The sequence below is a fragment of the Shewanella sp. MBTL60-007 genome (assembly GCF_019654915.1).
Lineage (GTDB): Bacteria > Pseudomonadota > Gammaproteobacteria > Enterobacterales > Shewanellaceae > Shewanella.
Map to the genome: position 1 here is coordinate 1 of NZ_BPET01000177.1, position 567 is coordinate 567.

A 567-nucleotide genomic window follows, 5' to 3' on the forward strand; every position below is an offset into this window, starting at 1 on the left:
AAGGGAGGGGAGGGAGGAAAGGAGAGGGAAAGAGGGGGGGGGAAGAAAAAAAGAAAGAGAGGGGGGAGAGAGGGAGGGAGGGGGAAAAAGGGGGAGGGAGAGGGGGGGAAAAGGGGGGAAAAGGAAGGGGAGGGGGAAGGGGAGAAGGAAGGGGGAAAAGAAGGAGAGGGAGGGAGGAAGAAGGGAAAAGGGGAGAAAGAGAGAGGAGGGAGGAAAAAGGAGAGGGGAAGGAGAGAGAAGGGGAAAAGGGAGAAAAAAGGGGGAGGAGGGGGAGAGAGAGAGGGGGAGAAAGGGAGGAAAAAAAGGGAGAAGGGGAAGAGGAAGAAGGGAGGAGAAAGAGGAAAAGGGGGGAAGAGAAGAAAAAGGGGAGGAAGAGGAGAAGAAAAGAGAGGAAAAGGGAAAAGAGGAGGGAGAGGGGAGGAGAAGAGGGGGGAGGGAGGGGGGGGGGGGAGGATGGGGAGCTGAAAGAGGAGAGGACGAGAAACAGCAAAAAAAGAAACAACGGGAAAGAGGGGGAGGGGGGAAGAAAGAAGACGGGAAAAAAGAGAAAAAAAAGAGGAGGGAGAG

General features: G+C 55.4%; 1 protein-coding gene. It reads left to right on the forward strand.

Annotated features, from left to right (window positions below):
• The coding region (locus K5Q92_RS24595; protein WP_220771266.1) for a hypothetical protein at positions 1-567 on the forward strand (567 nt) is incomplete at both ends.